General features: G+C 65.7%; 23 protein-coding genes. 14 read left to right on the plus strand and 9 right to left on the minus strand.

Annotated features, from left to right (window positions below; all coding sequences use genetic code 11):
* Positions 1 to 5 precede the first annotated feature (5 nt).
* Positions 6 to 845, minus strand: a complete 840-nt coding sequence (locus OHA42_RS24750) for a dienelactone hydrolase family protein (RefSeq protein WP_406230240.1) — start codon at positions 843 to 845, stop codon at positions 6 to 8.
* A gap of 74 nt (positions 846 to 919) precedes the next feature.
* On the opposite strand from OHA42_RS24750, the gene OHA42_RS24755 reads away from it, so the two are divergent.
* Entirely contained in the window at positions 920 to 1,906 is a 987-nt protein-coding gene (locus OHA42_RS24755; RefSeq protein ID WP_406230241.1) for a GlxA family transcriptional regulator, read from the plus strand.
* 67 nt (positions 1,907 to 1,973) lie between these two features.
* On the opposite strand, the gene OHA42_RS24760 is transcribed toward OHA42_RS24755, so the two are convergent.
* On the minus strand, positions 1,974 to 2,618 hold the full coding sequence (locus OHA42_RS24760) for a recombinase family protein (protein ID WP_406230242.1): 645 nt from the start codon (positions 2,616 to 2,618) through the stop codon (positions 1,974 to 1,976).
* A gap of 879 nt (positions 2,619 to 3,497) precedes the next feature.
* Between OHA42_RS24760 and OHA42_RS24765 the strand changes: the two genes are divergently transcribed.
* Positions 3,498 to 4,982, plus strand: coding sequence for an alpha/beta fold hydrolase (locus OHA42_RS24765; RefSeq protein ID WP_406230243.1), 1,485 nt, complete (start codon positions 3,498 to 3,500; stop codon positions 4,980 to 4,982).
* 512 nt (positions 4,983 to 5,494) lie between these two features.
* Positions 5,495 to 5,623 carry a helix-turn-helix domain-containing protein gene (locus tag OHA42_RS24770; protein WP_406230244.1) on the plus strand — a complete coding sequence of 43 codons (129 nt, stop codon included), beginning with the start codon at positions 5,495 to 5,497 and terminating at the stop codon, positions 5,621 to 5,623.
* Positions 5,624 to 5,817: 194 nt separating this feature from the next.
* Here the strand turns inward: OHA42_RS24770 and OHA42_RS24775 are convergent, their stop codons facing one another.
* Positions 5,818 to 6,129: a hypothetical protein gene (locus tag OHA42_RS24775; RefSeq protein ID WP_406230245.1), complete on the minus strand. Its 312-nt coding sequence runs from the start codon at positions 6,127 to 6,129 to the stop codon at positions 5,818 to 5,820.
* Positions 6,130 to 6,397: 268 nt separating this feature from the next.
* Here OHA42_RS24775 and OHA42_RS24780 point away from each other — a divergent pair, with 268 nt between their 5' ends.
* The 4 genes from OHA42_RS24780 (at position 6,398) to OHA42_RS24795 (ending at position 9,821) form a co-directional block, all read left to right on the plus strand.
* A complete protein-coding gene (locus OHA42_RS24780; RefSeq protein ID WP_406230246.1) occupies positions 6,398 to 7,057 on the plus strand; it encodes a TetR/AcrR family transcriptional regulator in 660 nt (219 codons plus the stop codon).
* A gap of 288 nt (positions 7,058 to 7,345) precedes the next feature.
* Positions 7,346 to 7,753 (plus strand): YciI family protein, encoded by a 408-nt coding sequence (locus tag OHA42_RS24785; protein ID WP_406239582.1) that lies wholly within the window; start codon positions 7,346 to 7,348, stop codon positions 7,751 to 7,753.
* A 6-nt stretch (positions 7,754 to 7,759) separates the two neighbouring features.
* On the plus strand, positions 7,760 to 8,905 hold the full coding sequence (locus tag OHA42_RS24790) for an RNA polymerase sigma factor (protein WP_406230247.1): 1,146 nt from the start codon (positions 7,760 to 7,762) through the stop codon (positions 8,903 to 8,905).
* A gap of 94 nt (positions 8,906 to 8,999) precedes the next feature.
* On the plus strand, positions 9,000 to 9,821 hold the full coding sequence (locus tag OHA42_RS24795) for a transporter substrate-binding domain-containing protein (protein WP_406230248.1): 822 nt from the start codon (positions 9,000 to 9,002) through the stop codon (positions 9,819 to 9,821).
* Between the two features lie 206 nt (positions 9,822 to 10,027).
* On the opposite strand, the gene OHA42_RS24800 is transcribed toward OHA42_RS24795, so the two are convergent.
* Together OHA42_RS24800 and OHA42_RS24805 are read right to left on the minus strand one after the other, a co-directional pair.
* The gene (locus tag OHA42_RS24800; RefSeq protein WP_406230249.1) at positions 10,028 to 10,231 is read right to left on the minus strand and encodes a hypothetical protein; all 204 of its coding nucleotides are present in this window, start codon (positions 10,229 to 10,231) and stop codon (positions 10,028 to 10,030) included.
* Between the two features lie 26 nt (positions 10,232 to 10,257).
* Complete coding sequence (locus OHA42_RS24805; protein ID WP_406230250.1) at positions 10,258 to 11,166, minus strand: hypothetical protein; 909 nt, start codon at positions 11,164 to 11,166, stop codon at positions 10,258 to 10,260.
* A 169-nt stretch (positions 11,167 to 11,335) separates the two neighbouring features.
* On the opposite strand from OHA42_RS24805, the gene OHA42_RS24810 reads away from it, so the two are divergent.
* The 3 genes from OHA42_RS24810 to OHA42_RS24820 all read left to right on the plus strand — a co-directional run bounded on the left by OHA42_RS24810 (position 11,336) and on the right by OHA42_RS24820 (position 12,709).
* Positions 11,336 to 11,506, plus strand: a complete 171-nt coding sequence (locus tag OHA42_RS24810; protein ID WP_406230251.1) for a CopG family transcriptional regulator — start codon at positions 11,336 to 11,338, stop codon at positions 11,504 to 11,506.
* A gap of 1 nt (position 11,507) precedes the next feature.
* Positions 11,508 to 11,852, plus strand: a complete 345-nt coding sequence (locus OHA42_RS24815; RefSeq protein ID WP_406230252.1) for a VOC family protein — start codon at positions 11,508 to 11,510, stop codon at positions 11,850 to 11,852.
* A gap of 65 nt (positions 11,853 to 11,917) precedes the next feature.
* Positions 11,918 to 12,709, plus strand: a complete 792-nt coding sequence (locus OHA42_RS24820) for a class I SAM-dependent methyltransferase (protein ID WP_406239583.1) — start codon at positions 11,918 to 11,920, stop codon at positions 12,707 to 12,709.
* On the opposite strand, the gene OHA42_RS24825 is transcribed toward OHA42_RS24820, so the two are convergent.
* Positions 12,704 to 13,087, minus strand: coding sequence for a hypothetical protein (locus OHA42_RS24825; RefSeq protein WP_406230253.1), 384 nt, complete (start codon positions 13,085 to 13,087; stop codon positions 12,704 to 12,706). The two genes, OHA42_RS24820 and OHA42_RS24825, sit on opposite strands and share 6 nt — an antisense overlap.
* A 148-nt stretch (positions 13,088 to 13,235) precedes the next feature.
* Between OHA42_RS24825 and OHA42_RS24830 the strand changes: the two genes are divergently transcribed.
* The gene (locus OHA42_RS24830) at positions 13,236 to 15,200 is read left to right on the plus strand and encodes a LysM peptidoglycan-binding domain-containing protein (RefSeq protein WP_406230254.1); all 1,965 of its coding nucleotides are present in this window, start codon (positions 13,236 to 13,238) and stop codon (positions 15,198 to 15,200) included.
* Positions 15,197 to 15,625, plus strand: coding sequence for a hypothetical protein (locus OHA42_RS24835; protein ID WP_406230255.1), 429 nt, complete (start codon positions 15,197 to 15,199; stop codon positions 15,623 to 15,625). Before OHA42_RS24830 ends, OHA42_RS24835 begins: the two co-directional genes overlap by 4 nt.
* 84 nt (positions 15,626 to 15,709) lie before the next feature.
* Here the strand turns inward: OHA42_RS24835 and OHA42_RS24840 are convergent, their stop codons facing one another.
* The 3 genes from OHA42_RS24840 to OHA42_RS24850 form a co-directional block, all read right to left on the minus strand.
* The gene (locus OHA42_RS24840; protein WP_406230256.1) at positions 15,710 to 16,186 is read right to left on the minus strand and encodes a nitroreductase family deazaflavin-dependent oxidoreductase; all 477 of its coding nucleotides are present in this window, start codon (positions 16,184 to 16,186) and stop codon (positions 15,710 to 15,712) included.
* A gap of 110 nt (positions 16,187 to 16,296) precedes the next feature.
* A complete protein-coding gene (locus OHA42_RS24845) occupies positions 16,297 to 18,570 on the minus strand; it encodes a molybdopterin-dependent oxidoreductase (RefSeq protein ID WP_406239585.1) in 2,274 nt (757 codons plus the stop codon).
* A gap of 372 nt (positions 18,571 to 18,942) precedes the next feature.
* Positions 18,943 to 19,272, minus strand: coding sequence for a rhodanese-like domain-containing protein (locus OHA42_RS24850; RefSeq protein WP_406230257.1), 330 nt, complete (start codon positions 19,270 to 19,272; stop codon positions 18,943 to 18,945).
* Positions 19,273 to 19,362: 90 nt separating this feature from the next.
* On the opposite strand from OHA42_RS24850, the gene OHA42_RS24855 reads away from it, so the two are divergent.
* A complete protein-coding gene (locus OHA42_RS24855; RefSeq protein ID WP_406230258.1) occupies positions 19,363 to 19,839 on the plus strand; it encodes a MarR family winged helix-turn-helix transcriptional regulator in 477 nt (158 codons plus the stop codon).
* A gap of 45 nt (positions 19,840 to 19,884) precedes the next feature.
* Entirely contained in the window at positions 19,885 to 20,394 is a 510-nt protein-coding gene (locus tag OHA42_RS24860) for a GtrA family protein (protein WP_406230259.1), read from the plus strand.
* Positions 20,395 to 20,536: the final 142 nt, after the last annotated feature.

The raw sequence follows: 20,536 nt of genomic DNA on the forward strand, positions 1-20,536 counted from the left end.
CTATGTCACTGCAACGGGACGTCCGCAGTCAGCCGGTCCACGAGAAAGGCGAGGATCTCGTCGCGGGCCGCGGCGGTCGGCTCCCCCGCCGTATCGACCAGATGCGCGGTGACCACACTGTGCGGGCAGCCGACGATCTGCGAGAAAAACGGCGGCGGAGAGGGATTCGCCGCGTCGGCGGGCAGCACTCGCGGCTCGAAACGCGGACCCAGCGCTGCGGCGTAGGCGGCGAAACGCTGCGCGGTGCAGAAGCGGTCGCCCTCGAAGCGATAGGCGCGTACCACGAGATCATCGCGATCGAGTCGCTCCCGCACGGCCGCGAGCTCACCGGGCGAAATCTCTAGTCCGCCAGGCTCATCCAGTGGCAGCGACGGCTGGCACAGCACCGGCGCCAGCATCGCGGGCTCGAGCATCATGGTGAGCGCGAAATTCCCGGTGAAGCACATACCCAGCGCGCCGACGCCGAGACCGCCGCATTCGCGATGGGCCAGGGCTGCCAGCGCACGCAGCCACACCGCGACCGGGCTGGACTTGCCCGCGCCGAAGGCCCGGAATTCCGCGCTGACACAGGCTCGTTTGAAGACTTCCACGCCGGCCTCTGCCTCTGGATAGGCACCGTCGCGGCCGAACAGTGACGGCAGGTAGACGGTGAGCCCGGCATCGCGCACCCAGCGGGCGAAGCGAGCCACATCGGGACTGATGCCGGGCATTTCCGCCATGACGATGACCGCCGGTCCGGTGCCGCTGACGTACACCGTGCGGGCTACTCCGTCGAGCGTGATCGACCGGGGTGCGAAATCGGCGAGGTCGTCGTCGAGAGAATCCTGCGGGAGAGATTGCTGCACACCCCAAACTCTGCCGCAGCAGGTCAGCACACCGCCATTGGCAAGATCGACACTCTTCGGTCTAGTCTCGCCACATGATTACCCACCTTGCGCTGGACGGTGTGCTCGAAGGTGCACTCGGCCTCGGTATCGACATCGTCGACACGGCAGCCGGGATCGCCGGTGACACGACGGGCGGGCGGCTGCGGCAGCGCGTCGCATCACTCGATGGGCTGCCGGTCCGATCCAGCGGTGGGCGGCTGATCAGCGTCGATACCGAAACCCCGCTCGGCGCGGCGGAGTTCGAACCCGGCGATATTCTGGTGCTGCCGGGGCCGTCCGCGTCCAGCGAAGCGCGTGTCGAGGAACTGCTGACCCGACCCCAGACCATGCAGGCCGTCGAAATCATCCGGCGTGCCGCTGATTCCGGCGCTACGGTAGCTGCCTCCTGCTCGGCTGTCTTCGTGCTCGCGGCCTCGGGGCTGCTGTCGGGCGGGGCCGCCACCACTACTTGGTGGCTGGCGCCGCTGTTGGCCCGCCGCTTCCCCGATGTCACCGTGCACTCCGATCGCATGGTGGTCGACAGCGGCGCAATACTCACCGCCGGTGCGGCTTTCGCCCACACAGATCTGCTGCTGGCGCTGGTCGCCCGCCTCGGCGGCGGTGCACTGGCCGAGCAGGTGGCTCACTACCTGGTGCTCGATGCCCGCATGTCGCAGTCGCGCTACATGGTGCTCGAGCATCTACGGGCCACCGACCCGGTGCTGCGCGCCGTGCAACAGCACGTGCACGCCAATCTGCACCGGCAACTATCGCTGGACGAATTGGCCAGTGTCGCAGCGGTTTCTCCGCGCACTCTGACCCGCCGCATCCGCGACCGCGTCGGCGTCTCACCCACCCAGTACGTTCATCGCCTCCGGGTCGGGCAGGCGGCCACCCTACTCACGACCACACGCGAGCCTGTCGACGTGATCGCGGGCGCGGTGGGTTACGCCGATCCGGCGGCCTTCCGGCGCATCTACCGCAGGCACACCGGCGAGACACCGACCGCCACCCGCACCCGCGCGGCCGAATCGACCTAATAGGAGTGCCGTTAACGGTCGTGTCACCTGGCACATGAAGCCCTGTTCAGCCAGGTAGCCACCGCGATCACTGTTCTTGTTCGGTCGCCAGCGTGAGGTAGCGGTGCAGTGATGTCTTCGGGATGCCGGTCTTGCTCGTGATTTCGCCGAGGCTGTTTCCTTGTTCGCGGAGCAGCCGGGCATAGTCGATCTTGCCGTCGGGCCAGGCGGTGGGTCGGCCGATGTGGCGGCCCTTGGATTCGGCGACGCTGCGGGCGTGGGCGGCGCGTTCGGCGGTGAAGGTGCGTTCCATCTCCGCGAACAGGGCGAGCAGTAGGAACGCGATGCGGGCCATGCCTTCGTCGGCGGTGTTGATCGGGATGGGGTCGGCCAGCGTGCGCACGCCGATTCGGTTTTCGCTGAGGTCGTGGACGAGGTTCAGTACCTCGCGCAGGTTCCGGCCGAGCCGGTCGAGTGTGTAGGCCACGATGGTGTCGCCGGGGCGTGCGTATTCGAGCAGTTTGGCCAGTCCGGGCCGGTCGACGGCCGCCCCGGTCTTCTTGTCGAGGTAGATCCGCTCATCTGGCAGGCCTGCGGCGGTGAGGGCGTCGAGTTGGCGTTCCAGGCTTTGCTTGGTGGTCGAGACTCGGGCGTAGCCGAGTTCGAGTCCGCCGACCGGATGCTGTGGTGCGTTCGCCGTACCCGAAATGTACCGGAATTCGCAGCCGTACATGCCTTTCGGAACATCTTCGGTGGAACGATTTCCGGAACGAATGCCGTTCCGGTTCGCCCTGGTGTCCGATCACCGACCGCGGCGTGTTCGGCGCGACATCGGGTTGTCCCACTCCCAAGGAAGCGGAACAGATAGCCAACCCGGCTACCGCCCAGGACAAACGGACCTGGATGGCTTCAGACGGCCTTACTTTGGGGCTGGGGAAAGCTTCAGGATTCCGGGGCCAAGTGAGGGAGTTCCCTCTGAACCACCTCCTTGACGAGGAACTGATGGAGCGCCTGCTGACCTGGTCCGAACAGACCTGGTCCGAAGGGCGGTTGGTGGACTATGTGAACAACCTGTCCGTGGCATCTGGCTGGAAGTTGGGTGGATGGCCGGCGCACTTCACCTTCCGCGATCCCGCGGAATTCGACGAACTGCACTGCGGCGTGTGCGGCGGGCCGGTGGAGGTACTGCTCACCGTGGGCAGCAGCGAATGGGACGGAGCCACTGGCAGCTGGCGTCCGGTTGGAGAAGGCACGGAGAAAGCCAGCCGAGCATCGGTACCGAAGCACGAGAGAACCCACCATGGTGACCATCGGACGCGGCTACACCCTGCAGTTCTACAGCTGTATCAGCACGCCGTTCCATCTACCGCGGACGATCATGCAATAGCAGAAACGGACGATGGATGCGAGGCCGACATGTCCCGCCTCTATCCGCCGCTACTTCACGGACTCGATGCGCGCCGAAATGCTCGATTCACCCTGAGTGGGTGTGGGTTACCACAACCGAACCCCCGTATCGGCTACGGTTCACGTCGCACCAACCTGCGTGGTCCTTCATGTCGAGAGGCGAAGTCTGTTGTCGGTGAACCTGTTCTGGCGTTCGATGTCTGTAGTGACGGTGTCCCTGCTGATGGCTGTGCCGGCATACAGCCAGGCGGACCCGGTGGACGACGCGCACCCGATCGGGTTGGACCGGTTCTATCACCAGCGGCTCGAATGGAAGCCTTGCGGCGTCGAGAATGTCGACAAGGCCGGTGGCGAGTGCGCGGATGTACTGGTGCCGCTCGACTACGGGAATGCCGACGATCGCACCATGACCGTGGCGATTTCGCGGGTGAAGGCCGGCGATCCGGTGCAGCGGCGGGGAATTCTGCTGTCCAATCCGGGCGGCCCGGGTGGGGAGGGTCTGGACAGTCTGGATCTGCTCGGTGATGTGCTCTCGCCGGAGGTCTTGGCAAGTTACGACCTGATCGGCATGGATCCGCGCGGGGTCGGCGAATCCGGTCGGAGTCCGCGGTGCGGGTGGCCGGTAGGCGAGATGATTCGGTCGGCGGGTCTGGATCCGCTGGGATTCGTGCACGACACCGTTCAGTCCGCGGGGATGGCCGCGACCTGCCTGATTCGTGATCCGAACAAGCTGAGGCAGTTCACCACTCGCAACACCGCGCGTGACATGGACATTGTGCGAGGCGCCCTGGGTGAAGAGAAGGCCAACTTCTACGGCGTGTCCTACGGCACCTACCTCGGTGCCGTGTTCACGCAGATGTTCCCCGAGAGGAGTGACCGCGTCGTGCTCGACAGCACGATCGACCCGGACCGGTACTGGGAGGGCTTGGTTCAGGATTGGGGTCCGGCAGACGAGATCGCGCTGGACGACTGGGCCGGCTGGGTTTCCGGTCGGGATGACGAGTTCCGGCTCGGTACGACTCCACAGCAGGTGCGAGCGAAGATCGAGGAGCTCGTTCGTGTCGCGGCACGCCAACCGATTGTCATCGATGGGTTTGCCATTGACGATCACTGGCTTCCGTTCATCCTGCACGGATTGCTGATGAATTTCCGGCTGAACGAAGCGATGGCCGCCACTGTGCGGGAGATCGCCGATGCCGCGGGCGGGCCGCCCACTACATCGCGAACACCCCGGCTTCGCACCATCGTGGAGGCGCTGCGCGACAACGAGAACTCGGTGCTTGCGCAGATCGCCTGCGGCGATGTCGGGGCGCCGATCGATCCGACCTGGTACTGGCGCAACATCGAAGAGACCCGTGCCACGCAGCCGGTGTTCGGCGCACTGGCGAACAACATCCAGCCGTGCGCCTTCTGGCCTCGCCCGGTCGAGCCTCCGACTGTCGTCCGGAATTCGGTGCCCGCGCTCATCCTGCAGGCGACGGGAGATCCACGAACGCCTTATACCCACGGCGTCCGACTGCATCAGGACATGTCCGAGTCGCGGATGGTGACGCTGCAGGATGTCCGTATCCACATGACATTCCGGCCCGAACTCAGCGACTGCGTGAACGACGCGATCAACACATACTTCAGCGTGGGCACCATGCCGGATACCGACATCACCTGCTACGTGGATCATTCCACCCCCTAGCCCACACCGCTGACCCAGGATGATCGGTCTCATCCGGGCCAGCGGATCGGTCAAGCGGCGACCGTGACGGGTTTCGTCGTCGAACTGGGTGCGGTACAACTCCGGCGCGGCGGGCAGGGCCCTGGGAATAGCCGGGGCCGTACGGGGTGTGCTACCGAGGTCGGCCTCGCGATGTGATCCCGGTAGCGACGTCGCGCCGGGAACCTCAGTAACCGCAATGATCTCGGCATCATCGCGGTTCGGCAGTCCCGCCCAACCAGGGACTTGTCGACGCCACTTTCATCGAGATCAGCCGCTTCAACGTCGGCTCGCCAACGTACAACCCGATGGCAGAGGCCGGAGTTCACTCACCGCAGTCACGGGGAATAGCGCACGGTCCAAATGCGTGACCGTCACCAGTGGGGGCTCGCGCGACCTGACCAGCCGCCGATCCTCCCGACCGGATTCTCGAACTCACAACCGTCGAAACTTTCCTCGACCGCGATCGACAGATCGACGACACCGCCGCCACAATGTACCTGCACCGCAACACAATTCGCAACCGACTTATTCGCTTCTCCGAACTGATCGGGCTGGACCTCGACCGCACAGACGACCTGATCGTCACCTGGTGGCTCCTCACCCGCGCCCGACCGCACTGAGCGCCGTGCCGCATCGATGTGCGCAGTCGCAGTAGGAGCAGCACGGTAGGTAACCAACTAGAGACCGGTCTGACTCGAACCACTTGCGGAGGTCGACCAGCCGCTCGCCCGGTGGGGAGGTGCGATCTGCCGAGTCTGTGCTTCCCGGACGAATTGCTGCTGACTACCTCAACAGGGTTGCCGGCGGCGGCATCTCACTCGCCGCCGCCACAGCCTCCTCCACCCCCACCGCAACCACCCCCGCCGCTGCAGCCGCCGTCACCACCACCACTGCAACCGCCACCGTTGATGTAACTACCGAGTGCAGCGCCACCGCCGGCCTGCGCCGCCCGAGCCCGGCCTGCGGCTGTCCACGACTCGGCACGTTTCCGCTGACGGAGGAAGCGGACACCACTCACGCTGACCAACACGACCGCGACGAAGAAAGCCACGCCGCCCGCGACGGGATAGAACCCCACCAGCACAGCGCCCGCGAGCACGAAGACGACAGCCATCAATACATACATCAGAACCTCCCCCCTCCGAAGCAGTGCACTCAGCTTACCGGGCGCCACCGACAGATCCACGGAACAACCTGCGGCACTGGATGATCGATTGGGTGCCACACGCTATGTCCTGCATCACGACAACCCGCTCGATGCGCCGATCGGAATCGAGCTAGACCATGCGTCGGCTAGTGTCAATCGGACACTCGACTGGTCGCATACGGGGAGGTTTGGACATCCGGCCGACTGGGCACTGTACCGAGGGGTATAGAAATTTGGAGGTAACGCGATGGTGGGCGGACGGCCCCGACAGTTCGACCCCGATGCCGCCCTCGACCGGGCGCTGGAAGTGTTCTGGCGTCAAGGATACGAAGGCACGGCGCTCTCGGACCTGACCGAGGCGATGGGTATCAACCGCCCCAGCCTCTACGCCGCGTTCGGCAACAAGGAAGACCTCTTCCGCAAAGTCCTCGACCGCTACATCGAGGGCCCCCGCGCGTTCGCGACACACGCATTGAATCGCCCCACTGCAGTCGAAGTCGCCGAAGCACTGATGTCCGGAACGATCGCGCTCACCGCAGGCCCGAATACACCCCGCGGCTGCCTGCTCGTCAGTCATGCACACGCCTGCGGCCCCGACACCGACCCGATCCGGGACGAAGTCATCGCACGGCGCACCGCAAGCACTGCGGCACTGCGTCACCGCCTCGAACGCGCCCGCGCCGAGGGCGACCTTCCGATCGAAGCCGACCCGAAAGCCCTGGCCTACTTCGTCACAGCCATCATCGACGGCATCGCCACCCAAGCCGCCAACGGCTGCAACCACGAAGACCTCCGCCATGTCTCCGAACTCGCCCTGCGCATGTGGCCGGCGCGAACCCCGGTCTGGGCCGCGGACCTCAGTCGACCGCTCTACCGAAGCCGGCCCGTGCGCGCGGCGACTTCGTAAACGAACTCCACACCATCGACCGGGTCGAGCTGCTCACCCACCCGCACGAAGCTGCACCCACTGACCAACGCCGGAAATGGTCGGGTTTCCTGGCCCGAGCGTATATGGCTGAGTAGGCTCCTGAGCTGGTGATCTTTGGTCTCGTCGAGAGGTGTTTGGTTGGTCGTTCCGGTGTTCACCGATGAGTCCGCCAGGAAATGTCGCGGTGGGATGTCGAGAACCCGCGCGCGGCTTCGTCTTTGGAGTGAACACGGCCACCATGGGCCGAACGGCACTGAGGAGAACATGATGACCAAGTACCTGCTGCTCAAGCACTACCGAGGCGCACCGGCATCGGTCAACGACGTGCCGATGGACCAGTGGACGCCCGAGGAACTTTCGGCCCACGTGCAGTACATGCAGGACTTCGCCGCTCGGCTCGAGGGCACCGGCGAGTTCGTCGACAGTCGAGCGCTGTCCCCGCAGGGCACGTTCGTCCGCTACGACGGCGAGGGGCGGCCGCCGGTCACCGACGGCCCGTTCGTGGAGACCAAGGACCTGATCGCCGGCTGGATGGTGATCGACGTCGAGACCTACGAGCGGGCGCTCGAGCTGGCCGGCGAGTTGTCCGCGGCTCCGGGTGCGGGTGGGAAGCCGATCCACGAGTGGCTCGAGGTGCGCCCCTTCCTGGCCGCGTCTCCGACCATCACGGAGTGACGCACGGTGGACGAGGCCTTGCTGCGGACCCTCACCCCCATCGTGATCGGCATCCTCGTCCGTCGCGGAGCCGACTTCGCCGCGGCCGAGGATGCCGTGCAGGACGCCCTGGTCGAGGCCGTGCGCGTGTGGCCGGACGACACGCCGCGGGACCCGAAGGGCTGGCTGGTCACCGTGGCCTGGCGGAAGTTTCTCGACGCCACCCGCGCCGATATCTCCCGACGGCACCGCGAGGTCCGCGTCGAGGGCGAGCCCATGCCCGGCCCGGGCGAGGTGGTGGACGACACGCTCCAGCTGTACTTCCTGTGCGCGCACCCGTCCCTGACACCGGCTTCGGCCGTCGCGCTCACGCTGCGCGCGGTCGGCGGCCTGACCACGCGTCAGATCGCGCAGGCCTACCTCGTGCCGGAGGCGACCATGGCCCAGCGGATCAGCAGGGCCAAGCGCACCGTCTCGGGCGTCCGGTTCAACCAGCCCGGTGATGCCGCCACGGTCCTGCGCGTGCTCTACCTGGTCTTCAACGAGGGCTACTCCGGCGACGTCGACCTCGCCGGCGAGGCGATCCGGCTCACTCGCCAGCTGGCGGCCAAGACCAACCATGAGGAGGTCGCGGGCCTGCTCGCGCTCATGCTGCTCCACCACGCACGGCGCCCGGCACGGACCGGCCCCGACGGCAGGCTCGTGCCTCTTGCCGAGCAGGACCGCAGCCTCTGGAACACCCGCCTGATCGCCGAGGGCGTCGACGTGCTCCAGACAGCCCTCACCCGCGACCGCCTGGGCGAGTTCCAGGCCCAAGCCGCCATCGCTGCGCTCCACGCCGACGCTCGGACGGCCGAGGAGACCGACTGGGTGCAGATCGTCGAGTGGTACGACGAACTGGTGCGCCTCACCGACAGCCCGGTGGCCCGCCTCAACCGGGCTGTCGCGGTCGGCGAAGCCGACGGCCCGCGGGCCGGCCTGGCCGCCCTGGCGGGGCTCGACCCCGCCCTGCCCCGCCACGCCGCCGCCGCGGCCTACCTACACGAGCGTGACGGTGACCCGGTGACCGCAGCACGGCTCTACACCGAAGCTGCCCGATCGGCGCCCAGCCTCCCCGAACGCGACCACCTCACGCGACAGGCCGCACGGCTCAACGCACAGTTGCGCAGTTGAGCAGCGAGGAAGTGTCGACCGCAGAGGCGAGATTCCCGGCACCGGGCCGACAAGGATCAGAGCCCGCACCCCCTCAGCCGGTAATCTCCTCAGGATGCTCGGACAACACACGCGTGCGCGCCTTCAGCGGATCACGGCCCTGGTCGCCGGTTGGACTGCTGTTGCCGTAGTGGCGATCCCCGCGACCGCGCAGGAACCGGGCCGATTACCCGCCACAGACGAATTGCGAGTGTGCACGCCGGGGGACTACCCGCCGTATTCGGTGGGAGACGGCGCAGGCGGATACGTCGGGATCGACATCGAACTCATCCGAGGCCTCGCCGATGTGCTGCACCGCCCGATCCGGTTCATCCCGGTGACCTGGGCAACGCTGGCAACCGATTTCGCGCCGCAGCAGTGTGATGTCGCGGTCGGCGGAATCTCCGACCTGCCCGCACGCCGCGGGTTCTCCGACTTCTCGATCTCCTACGGCATCGACGGGAAAGCCCCGATCACGCGGCGCGCGAGCGGCGCCGACTACGCCACGATCGCGCAGATCAATCAACCCGGCGTGCGGGTGATCGCGAACCGCGGTGGCACCAACGAAGCATTCGCACGCAAGAACTTTCCCGACGCCCAACTGACTCTGTGGAACGACAATCTCACCCTCTTCGACGAAATCGACCAGGGCCGGGTCGATGTCTTCGTCACCGATTCCGTCGAAGGCCGATACCGCGTCCGCAGCCACCCCGGTCTGCAGGTCCTGCACCCCGAGCGCCCGTTCGACTCCTTCCGGAAGGTGTTCCTGCTGAAGCAGAACGACCCTGTACTGGCCACGACCGTGAACGCATGGCTGGCAACCCAACTCGCCACCGGAGCCGTCGACCACTCCTTCGCCCGGTGGATCGGTGACGACGCGCCCATCAGCGGCAACTGAGCGACACCCGCACGAGATCTGCTCGCAGCGATCACGAATCGACAGGACGCGGTTTCCTCCGAAGAGCGTTGTCCTGCATTCTTTGCACCAAGCAAGTCGAATCGCCGAGGGGCGTCGATCGGAAGTCGCACTTGGTTCCACCGCTGAAAGAGAAACGATCATGGAGGGGAACCGAAGGCTTGGACCGTCGTGCCAGCTGGAGAGTATTAGGAGTGGGGATGGGGATCCACGATGTGATCGAGGGCCTCCAGATCCCGTTGCAGAGCGTAGAAGGTGGCCAGGGCGACAGCGAAGGCGAAGAACCCACCGACACACAGGGCTACGATCGAGCCGATCACCGTATGCTGCTGATGCGGAGTCAGGAACATCAGCCCTACCGGCACGCCGATCAACGGAACCGAGGCCGCCACACCGAGATACAGGCGGCTGCGCCAGATCAGCCGGTGTAGCCGGGTCGAGTCGTCGGGATAGGTGTGCCCGGCGGCAACCAGTACCAGCGCAAGACGAAGAATGTGGCTGGAAAGTACGTATACACAACCGCCGCCGCGGCCGCAATGAGGCTCGAGGCGATGAGATTTGCCAGCAATCCGGCCGGCAGCGGCCCGAGCGACAGCAGCTTCACCAGGAAGATGCCCATGGCCAGGATCCATATGTACATGAGTTTCAGATGCTGTTCGGTGATCTGGCGTTGATCGAAGACACGGACGATGTGGTCGTGGTCGAGCTGGGCCAAGGTCTGTGGTTCGGTGCCGCGGTCGTGGGAGATCTTTACCGCGACCAGCCGGCCCATCGATCGCTGCCGAGCCAGGAATACCCGCGCGAACGCGCCGCGGCCCAGCGGCAGCAGCAGGTCGAAGTCGTCGATGGTGGCGCCCGGAGCAATGGTGTCGATGGCATCGAGCGCGGTGGGGTCGGCCAGCAGCGTGGTGCGCGGGCCGCTGCGGTCGAAACTCTCGGTGATGCGCGCCATCTGGGTCGGGTAGTCGTGCTGGTATTCGGTCAGGTCGACGTCGTTGCGGCGGCTGCGGGCGCTGATCTCCTTGTAGATGAGATCCGGCGGCAGCGGAGCAGTGCCCAGTTCCGGGAACTGTTCGCGATAGTCGGCAAGGCGGAGCGCGTCGTCGCTGCGCGACCAGCGTTCGTGCATATCCAATTTGATCAGCTCGATCAGCACGGTTCGCCGCAGCGCGGGCTCCGTCGGCAAGTGAACCGACAGATTGGGTGGTTCGCTCGATGAGTGCCAGCGTTCGGCGAACTGCGCAACCAGGGTCGTCAACGCGGTCTGCGTTGCCGTCGCGCGGACGCCACCGAGGTTGGAGGTGCTCGCGCCGAGATTCTCACCCATCGTCGCTCGCCTCGAAGTTGATCCCGGCTCTCGCACCGAGGGTGGTGGATCGTTCAGACCGGGTAGTCGGCACTTCATCAACAGCTTTACGCCGTTGCCGTCCGCTTGTCCATCCCCTGAGGCGAGCCGAGCGTTGGCGGCTAGATTGCTAGCATGCTAGCATCGTGCTGTGGGCGACGAGGATGTGAAGCAGTTCAACGTCTATCTGCCGATCGGGCTGATCAAGCAGGTCAAATTTCAGTCGATCGAGTCGGGAATGTCATTGTCGGCACTGGTCGCCGACGCGCTGCGGGCATACCTCGACGACACCCACCGGCAGTCATCGTCGGGAAAGGATTGATATGACGACCGAAGGTATCGAGGCCGTGCTCCTGGAAACCCACAATTGGGGCAAGGCGGCCAAGTTTCTGCAGGAGCTGGGATTCGAGGTGGAGTTCGAAACCGACCACAACTCGGGCCAGTTCCGCAACGGTGACGGTCCCAGCGTTTTCGTTGCCGAGGTCCCTACGACTCAGCAGCCGCGCACGCAGCTGGTTCTGAAGGTCGCCGGCACGCAGAACCGCCCCGGCGGCGAAGTCGATATCGTCACCGAGTTCGAGCCGACCCACTACGGGACCCAGGAGATGACCGTCCGCGACCCGGACGGGCGGCTCTGGAGCCTGCAAGCACCGGCGGGCAAGCAGTGATCGCCATACCGGACGAGCAGGTCGCGCCGGACAGCACCGCGATCCGGGTCGCGCTGTGGCGGGCGATGCACGTGCAGATCGATTCGCCCCCTTACGTATTCCGCGACGAGATAGGTCTGCGGCTGGCATCGCCCGAGGAAGATTGGCGACGTCGCCCGGATATGGACCCGCAGACCACCAGCCAGATGCGAGCAGGCATCGTGTCCCGGGCCCGCTTCATCGAGGACCTCCTCGCCGAACAGATCGAGCGTGGCGTGGATCAGTACGTTCTGCTCGGCGCCGGACTCGACACCTTCGCGCAACGCCGACCCGAGCTCGCCGCACGCCTGACGGTGTTCGAGATCGACCAACCCGGCCCCCAGGCATGGAAGCGACAACGCCTCACCGAGCTCGGATACGGCGTCCCGGAATGGTTACGTCTGGTCCCCGTCGATTTCGAGGTGGACTCGTGGTGGGATCGGCTGACAGCCGCCGGTTTCGACCCGGACCGCCCGGCGGTCGTGGCATCCACCGGCGTCTCCATGTACCTCACCAAGGAGACGAATATCGCCACCCTGCACCAGCTTGCGAAGCTCGCGCCCGGCTCTACTCTGGCCACGACATTCATGCTGCCGCTCGAACTCGTCGGCCCCGACGAACAGCAGCTGCGCCGGTATGTCGAGCAGGGCGCCCGCGAATCGGGCACTCCGTTCATCAGTTTCTTCGGTCCCGACGAGATCGTGGCGCTGGCCGAGGACGCGGGTTTCGCTGCCACCCAGCACATTTCGCCCAGCGACATCAACCGTCGCTACTTCACCGACCGCACAGACGGGCTGCGCCCCACGGAGTCGGAACAGATCCTGGTGGCGACGTCATAGTGTGGCGACCGTTTCGAGGTCGCCTCGGGCTGGTGTAATCCTTCGAAGCCGCACCGTCCGAACAACATTCGCCCCCGCTGCCTCGCGGCAGGGGCTCATCGCCATCGCCGTACCGGCGACCACTGAAGCCGATACCGTGCCCGGCCCGACAGGCACGGTATCGGCAAAACAGTGTGCTGTGGCCAACTGGTCCACATCCGGGCCTACCGGCTTGCTCAGTGCCCAGCTCACCGCTTTCTTAACAAGCTCGCCGACGATTGTCTCGTCGACGGCACTCGACGTCGTCAACGCGAACGCAGTCGCCCACAAGGTGCCGACCTCGAGGCTCGCCGTATCACTGAACCCGAACGTCGCATACCGCGACTTGAACTTCTCCACGCTCGCGGGCAGTTCGGTGGCCGGTTCGGACAGCGCGACATGAGCGGATGTTCACACGTCGGGATTCGAGTAGCGGCTACTCGTGTGCGCATGGCGGCGCGGTCGTACTTTCGGCCACAACCTCGACCACCAACGCAGGAGGTGCGTGATGCCTCGCATCTACACCGTCGAGCATGGCGACACACTGTTCGGCATTGCGCTGCAATTCTACGGTGACGGGATGAAATTCCCGATCGTCGCCCAAGCGAACGGAATCGCCAATCCTGATCTGATCTTCCCCGGCCAGAATTTGCAGATACCAGACCTCGCGCCGCCACCCCCACCTCCACCACCGAGGCGGCCACCTGCGCCCGGGCCTGAACCCGAACCGCCCCCGCCGCCGATCCTCTTCCGGCTGCTGCGTCCCACGGATCTGTTGAACCTGCGATGTGAGGCGATCGGATGCCGAATCCGCACCGACGAGGGTCCGCCGGTCCCCGCGATGACCACCCACACGGTAAGCCCCGACGACACATTGTGGGACCTGGCGCAACGGTTCTACGGCGACCCACGGCTGTTCCCATTGATCGCTGCCGCCAACCAGATCCCCAACCCGAACCGGATCTTCCCGGGCCAGGTTCTGGTCATCCCCCCGCGTCCGGCGCCGCCTCGGCCCGCTCCCCCGTTTACTCACACGGTGATATCCGGCGACACGCTCTGGGACCTCGCCGAACGATTCTATGGTGACCCGTTCAAGTATCACCTGATCACCGCGGCGAACGACATCGGCAACCCGCACGCGATCTTTCCCGACCAGGTCCTCGTCATCCCCGGACTGAGCGGTCAGCCCGGTCCCACTCCCGATCACCCGCGCGGGTCGCGACTCGTCGCGGTCACCGAGGACGCGCACATCATCATCCGCTTCGGCGTGCAGAACCTGCACGAGGAGGCAACGTTCACCGGAGCACCAGAGCCGACGGTGGCGCGGGCACGCGCGGCCGACGACTCGCGAGTTGTGTTCGAACTGCCCAAGGGAACAGAGCTGCCGTTCACGGTGTCCGGTGCGCTGAGCACGCTGGGACTGCGGGTACCGCCGCTGGCGGTACCACGGCTGAAGGACGGACAGCGACGCCCACCCGAGGCCACTGTGCCACTCGCGGTGCCGGCGCCCGACCAGACCGCGATCGAGGCACCTTACCGGCTCGACCTTATCGACGACCCCGGCACCGACGAGCCCACGCTGAGCGGCACCACAGCGATCGTCGTCGATCACCATATCCAGGAGCACGAGCGCGGGTCGCTGTTCACGCTGCAGGACGGCGGTCACAAAGTCGGCAAGCGCATCAGCGAAATAGACGTCCGGACTGCCATCCACACGCTGCCGGACACCAAGGCCCGCACTGTGCACTACCGCTTACACGGCATATCGCGTTATCGGGAGTTCTTCCTGCCCGACGAGCTTCCCAGCGCGGATGACGAGGCGTCGGCGGGCAACGAGGTCGCGGTGAACATCCCGAGTTCGGCGCCGCCGCTCCCGCCGGTGGTGCGCGATGTGATCCCGATGTTCCAGTGGGAGCAGACGACCGAGCCCGAACATCCCTTCGCCGTCAGGCGGATTCGGCGCAGCGGTGTCCGCATCTGGCTGGACCGGCCGTGGTACTCCAGCGGCGACGGCGAGATGCTGGCCATCCTCACCACCGGTGATGCGGAGCTCGCCAAGGGTAAGGACGATGAGGTCAGCCTCTGGGCGCGCGACCCGATCCTGGCCGGGCCCGAGATGCAGAACACCTATGAGGTGCCGGTGCTTTCCGCGTGGGAGCAGCGTGCGGTGCAGTTGACGCTGGTACCACAGGACAAGCCCGGTCGCCCGGTCGCGCACGTCGTCAGGGAACGCAAGTCCGACAAACCCGAGGACAGGGACAAGGTGATCAACGCCTACCGTTCCGCCCCGAGTTTCATCGGGAGCGCAAGCGCTGGTTCGTCGACGTGGTCCTGGACTCCGCCGACGCGATCTGGCCGTTCCTGCGTTTGTCGGTCGCCAGATATCAACCCAACTCGATTCCGGGCATGGCGTTCTCCGAGGTCGTCGCTACGGACTTCCTACAGCTGCCACCAGAGCGGATCGGAACGTTGAGCCGACCCGAGGACGGCGAGGTACGGATCAGCGTGACCGGCGTGACCGCCGTGACCGCAACGCCGGGCTCCGACAGACCGACACCGCCGAGCGACCGCGACACTTTCCGGGATGCGCTGTCGAAGTCGCGGCGGGTGGTGGCGACGCTGCAAGCCCGGAATACGACCTCCGGCTCCGACATCGACTGGATCGACATCGTCTCGGTGCCGTGCGAGCTGGCCGGCGTACGATTCGGGTCCTTCGAAGCGACCTGGTCCGCGGCGCTGCCCCTGAAGCCCGAGCAGCAGCTGCTGACACCGGGGACGTCCGACGATCTGCGGGTACAGATCGAGGAATACGAAGTGCTGCCCGCCGATCCGGTGCCCGGCGAGCAGACACCGCGCGCCACCGAACGATTGGTCTACGCCGATCACTTCAGCCTGTAGGAGGCTGCGGGCAAATATGTCCCGGCACACCCCGGCCTAGCCCGCAGCCGACTGGCGACAGTGAACGCGCGGATCCGGCGAACGTCAGACCCGGCGAAGCTCGAAAATGCGGAACTCGCGACCGCCGGAGAGCTCGTACTCCATCTCATAGCCCGGCCAGAACTCCACGGCCAGGTCCCAGGCCCGTTTGCGGTCCGCTCCCGTGATCTCGGTGACGGTGACCTCGAGCCGTTCGGACTTGGTCCGCACGCTGGCCGTGCTCGCCGCGCGCAGGTTCGCCGACCACACCGGATGCTTCACGCTGCCCCAATTGGACCCCAGGACAAGGAAGTTCTCGTCGTGCGGCACATACAACAGCGCCGTCGTGCGTGGCAGCCCGGTCTTTCGGCCCACGACGGTGATCTCGATCGACGGCAGCCCCGCCAGATCGAGGATGCCACGTTTGCCACCGCTCACCCGGCGCACCACACGCTCCAGCCACAACACCACCGGCGCCATGCGCATGACCCAGCGTTGCGCGGCGAGCCGTCGGGCGACAGCAGGCAAGGGATTGGACACCATCCTCGAATCCTGACAGACGCCGGCACCCGACGAGCGCACCGAAGCGCGCACTGAGACCACCCTCACTGCCTTACCCCCGGTCAGGCCCACCAAAAGTGGCGGGAGACACACTAGATGATCCGGGGTGGGCGATCGACGGCCAGCTCGGGCACGGTGCCTCGAAACCGCTCGATCTCCACGAGCGCGAGCTGACCGGTACAGCCCTGACTCAGCGGCGAGGTCCCGCGATCTGCGGTCAGCACATTCGGGTTACCGTGCCTGCAAAAGCTGGGATCCGCGGGGTCGGGGTCGTACCAGGCGCCCGTCGACAGCTGCGCGACACCGACGCGCACCCCGTCATCGACAACGACCCCCGCCAGACAGCTGCCCCGGTCGTTGAAGATCCGCACGATGTCGCCGTCCCCGACGCCGCGCGCACCCGCATCATCGGGATGCAGCCGAACCGGTTCTCGCCCACCAATTTTCGCCGATCGACTGTGCGCGCCGACATCGAGCTGACTGTGCAACTTGGTGCGGGGCTGATTGGCGATCAGCTGCAGCGGGAACTGTGCGGCCGCCGGCCCACCCAGCCATTCCTCCGGTTCCATCCACACCGGCTGCCCTGGACAGTCCGGATAGCCGAAACCGTCGATGGTTTCGGAGAAGATCTCGATCTTCCCGCTGGGGGTGGTCAACGGGAAACGTTCCGGATCGGCACGGAACTGCGCGAACAACACCTGATCGGGATCGGGTATCGGAAGCTCGAGCGGCTCGCTGTCCCAGAACATCTCGAAGTCCGGGACTTCGTCACCGCGGTGGGTTTGCCACTCCCGATACAGCTGCCGCAACCATTCCTGCGCCGTGCGGCCCTCGGTGAATTCCTTTCCGACACCGAGGGTTTCGGCCAACTCGGCAAAGATCGCATAATCGTCACGCGCCTGCCCCTGCGGCCTGGTCAGCGCGGGCATCGGAAAGAAGACCCGATCGTTCGGCCCAGCGCCGTAGTCGTCGCGTTCGATCGACATCGTCGCGGGAAGCACCACGTCGGCATGCCGGGCGGTCGCGGTCCAGAACGCATCGTGCACGACCACTGTTTCCGGGCGCGCAAACGCCGCACGCAACCTGGCCAGATCCTGATGGTGGTGAAAGGGATTCCCGCCGCACCAGTACACGAGCCTGATGTCCGGGTAGGTCAGTGTCCGACCGTCGTAGTCATAGTCCGCACCGGGGTTCAGCAGCATGTCGGCGATTCTGGCGACCGGGATGAACGTGTCGACACCGTTGCGGCCCTGCGGGAATTTCGGCACCGAATAGGCGCGCGCGGCCTCACCGACGTGTGCCGTCGACCCGTAGCCGTGACCGAAACCGCCACCGGGCAGCCCGATCTGACCGAGCATCGCCGCCAGCACCACCCCCAGCCACAGCGGTTGCTCACCGTGCTCGGCACGCTGCAGCGACCAACTCACGGTCACCATCGTCCGCACCGCAGCCATATCGCGCGCCAACGCCCGGATCTCACCGGCAGGCAGCCCGGAGATCTGCGCCGCCCACTCCGGCCCCTTCACGACCCCGTCGCGCTCGCCACGCAGATAGCCGGCGAAGCGCTCGTAACCGACGGTGTACCGGTCGAGAAAATCCTGGTCCGCCAACCCCTCCGCATCCAACACCTGCGCCAACGCCACCATCAGCGCCGCATCGCTACCCGGCCGCGGCGCGAGCCACTCGGCCTGCGCTTCGGCCGGGATATCGTCACGCAACGGGCTGATCGACACGAACCGGCAGCCACGCGCCCGCGCCGCACCGATCCACGTCCGCGTGTTGTGACGTGACACTCCACCCGGAGAAACCGCCGAGTTCTTCGGCGACAACCCGCCGAAGGCCACCACCAAATCCGTATGCTCCGCAAGCACACTCTTGGCCGTCGCCTGCCCTTCCAGGACCGACATATCGGCGATCACATGCGGCAACAGCACACTCGACGCGCCGAGGCTGTAGCTGTTCACATGCCGCACATACCCGCCGAGACAGTTCAGGAACCGATGCACCTGACTCTGCGCGTGATGAAACCGCCCGGCACTGGCCCACCCATAAGACCCGCCGTACACCGACTCCGCACCGTACTCGCGATAGACCCGACTCAGCTCACCCGAGAGCAACCCCACCACGGTCTCCCACGACACCGGAACAAACGGCTCGTCACCACGCCGCGCGGGCCCCGACCCGTGCTCCAGCCACCCCCTGCGCACATACGGCTGGTCGATCCGCGTCCGATGATGCTGCGCGGAGGCGACATTGTCGATCAACGCCATCGGCTCCGGATCACCACGCCACGGCCGCACCGAGGTCAGCCGCTCACCGTCACTACCAGCCTCGAACACTCCCCAATGCGTCAGATGCGCGGTCATCACACCACCGTAGCCGGCCAGCCAGAGCCCCCGCTTCCCCTTGATCCGCCAAATGGCCCCGTAGTTCGGACACACCGGCGGATCATGAAACATGGACGACTCGTCGAGCTCGCATCCGACATCCGCCCGCAGCATGTACGCGCCGCCACCACCGCCGAACCGGCCAAATACCATCACTTGCTCCGGACCGGCCGCAACGGCCGGATCCTCCGCTGACGCGAACGAAACTCTAAGCGCTGCACCGCTATTGGTTCAACATCGGGAACGCCGTCGCTATCGGCCTCGACAAGCTACCCGTACGGTGGGCGGCACGCCTCGACCATACCGAGCCGATCGGCAAGGTCGGGGCGGGCACGACGACCTGGACTCCGGTCAGGATTCGGACTCGACCGGCAGACCCGCTTCGGTCCAGTCCTGGATTCCGGCGCGGTAGGCACGCACGTTCGTATAGCCGAGCGCACGCAGTTTCCCGGCAACGATCTCACTGTTCTGACACGCCAGGTTCGAGCAGTAGGTGACGACGGGCGCACTCCGATCCGGAAGCAGCTGGGCGGCACGGGAATCCACCTCGGATGCCACCAGGGTGAGCGCGCCGGGCAGGTGCGCCTTCTCGTAGTAGCCGGCACCGAGGGTATCGAGCACCGTCACCGCACCCGCCTCGATCGCGGCGGCCAGTTCGGTCCGGGTGATCACTGTGGTCATGAAAATTTCCTTCCTCGACAACACATTTATGTGCGTGCGCACACAGATTATCATAAACGTGCAGGCGCACATAATGGATAGGATCACCACGTGACGAACTCCGAAAAGCACCGCCGCGCCGCCGCCGCCGCATGGTCGGCACTACTCCGCGTGCACGCACAGCTCGTCCCACAACTCGACACCGACCTGCGCCAATCCTTCGGACTACCCCTGGCCTGGTACGACGTCCTACTCGAACTCGATGGCACCGAACCACTCCGCATGACCGACCTCGGCGACCGCGTCGTCCTCAGCCGCACCCGAGTCAGCAGACTCGTCACCGAAATGCAGACCGCAGGCCTCCTCACCCGCCGAACCAACCCCGACGACGCCAGATCCGCGTTCGTCTCGATCACCGACGCAGGCCGCACCCGCCTCCACGAATCCGCACCCCACTACCTCACCAACATCGACAAACACTTCGCCGAAAAACTCGACACCGACGAACTCACCACCCTCGCCACCACACTCGGCAAAATCCTCGGCCCCACCCACCTCCCACTCACCACCGACAACCGCATCCGATAACCCACGACCAGGCACACCCACTGACACGCCGTTATAGTCGGTGGCGTGTCACTCGTGCAGCCCGCACTCGATCGAATACCAGAGCCCTACCGCTCCAAGGCGATCCAACATCGCGAACTGCTGAAGTTCGCCGTTGTCGGCGCCATCACCTGGTTCATCGACACCGGCGTCGTCTACACGGTAAAACTCACCGTCCTCGGCGAAAAACCACTCACCGCACGACTTCTCGGCGTACTCATCGCCACCATCGCCTCCTACATCCTCAACCGCGAATGGTCCTTCCGCACCAGAGGCGGCCGCCAACGCCACCACGAAGCCGCACTCTTCTTCGCCATCAGCGCACTCGGCATCGGCGTCACCTTGCTCCCCCAAGCCATCTCGCTCTACCTACTCGACCTCAGAGTGCCCCACGTCGGACCCGTCACCCAGGCCATAGCCAACTTCATCACCGGCCAAATCCTCGGCGTCCTGCTCGCAATGGTCTTCCGCTTCTGGGCATTCCGCCGCTTCGTCTTCCCCGACGACCTCCACGAAGCCGAACTGCACAGCATCTGAGCACACCAGCCCCATCTGTACCTTTGATGACAAGCGCACCGTGCGTCCACCCGCGGAAAGGATGCAGCCCCTTGCCGACCGGCGCAGCACACCCCAGACCAGCGTCGGCCCCGCCGCCCCGCCGCCCCACGCAAGGAATCGG

This window comes from Nocardia sp. NBC_01009, from assembly GCF_045208035.1.
Classification (GTDB): Bacteria; Actinomycetota; Actinomycetes; order Mycobacteriales; family Mycobacteriaceae; genus Nocardia.

Excerpts from the sequence above, each read along its gene's own strand:
- OHA42_RS24775 (WP_406230245.1), bottom strand. The coding sequence starts at position 6,129 with ATGTATGTATTGATGGCTGTCGTCTTCGTGCTCGCGGGCGCTGTGCTG.
- OHA42_RS24840 (WP_406230256.1), bottom strand. The coding sequence starts at position 16,186 with ATGGTGTCCAATCCCTTGCCTGCTGTCGCCCGACGGCTCGCCGCGCAA.
- OHA42_RS24760 (WP_406230242.1), bottom strand. The coding sequence starts at position 2,618 with ATGTACGGCTGCGAATTCCGGTACATTTCGGGTACGGCGAACGCACCA.
- OHA42_RS24820 (WP_406239583.1), top strand. The coding sequence starts at position 11,918 with ATGCACGTGCAGATCGATTCGCCCCCTTACGTATTCCGCGACGAGATA.
- OHA42_RS24755 (WP_406230241.1), top strand. The coding sequence starts at position 920 with ATGATTACCCACCTTGCGCTGGACGGTGTGCTCGAAGGTGCACTCGGC.
- OHA42_RS24770 (WP_406230244.1), top strand. The coding sequence starts at position 5,495 with ATGTACCTGCACCGCAACACAATTCGCAACCGACTTATTCGCTTCTCC.
- OHA42_RS24785 (WP_406239582.1), top strand. The coding sequence starts at position 7,346 with ATGACCAAGTACCTGCTGCTCAAGCACTACCGAGGCGCACCGGCATCG.
- OHA42_RS24805 (WP_406230250.1), bottom strand. The coding sequence starts at position 11,166 with ATGGGTGAGAATCTCGGCGCGAGCACCTCCAACCTCGGTGGCGTCCGC.
- OHA42_RS24780 (WP_406230246.1), top strand. The coding sequence starts at position 6,398 with ATGGTGGGCGGACGGCCCCGACAGTTCGACCCCGATGCCGCCCTCGAC.
- OHA42_RS24845 (WP_406239585.1), bottom strand. The coding sequence starts at position 18,570 with ATGACCGCGCATCTGACGCATTGGGGAGTGTTCGAGGCTGGTAGTGAC.
- OHA42_RS24850 (WP_406230257.1), bottom strand. The coding sequence starts at position 19,272 with ATGACCACAGTGATCACCCGGACCGAACTGGCCGCCGCGATCGAGGCG.
- OHA42_RS24830 (WP_406230254.1), top strand. The coding sequence starts at position 13,236 with ATGCCTCGCATCTACACCGTCGAGCATGGCGACACACTGTTCGGCATT.
- OHA42_RS24795 (WP_406230248.1), top strand. The coding sequence starts at position 9,000 with ATGCTCGGACAACACACGCGTGCGCGCCTTCAGCGGATCACGGCCCTG.
- OHA42_RS24815 (WP_406230252.1), top strand. The coding sequence starts at position 11,508 with ATGACGACCGAAGGTATCGAGGCCGTGCTCCTGGAAACCCACAATTGG.